The sequence below is a fragment of the Seonamhaeicola marinus genome (genome assembly GCF_008085455.1).
In genome coordinates this window covers 1-388 of the sequence record NZ_VSDQ01000151.1, presented here as the reverse complement: position 1 = coordinate 388, position 388 = coordinate 1, and the positions used below count along the sequence as shown (strand labels likewise).

At 48.5% G+C, this 388-nt stretch carries 1 rRNA gene; it reads left to right on the top strand.

The annotated features are described in order from the left end of the window. Positions 1 to 388: ribosomal RNA gene (locus FUA24_RS01185) — 23S ribosomal RNA — on the top strand; the annotation flags it as partial.

Genomic DNA, 388 nt, shown 5'->3' with positions numbered 1-388 from the left:
GGGCCGCAGTGAAAAGATCCAGGCGACTGTTTATCAAAAACACAGGGCTATGCTAAATTGAAAGATGACGTATATGGCCTGACACCTGCCCGGTGCTGGAAGGTTAAGTGGAGGGTTTAGCTTCGGCGAAGATCTGAAATGAAGCCCCAGTAAACGGCGGCCGTAACTATAACGGTCCTAAGGTAGCGAAATTCCTTGTCGGGTAAGTTCCGACCTGCACGAATGGTGCAACGATCTGGATACTGTCTCAGCCATGAGCTCGGTGAAATTGTAGTAACGGTGAAGATGCCGTTTACCCGCTGTGGGACGAAAAGACCCCGTGCACCTTTACTATAGCTTAGTATTGGTTTTGGATAAGTAATGTGTAGGATAGGTGGGAGACTTTGAA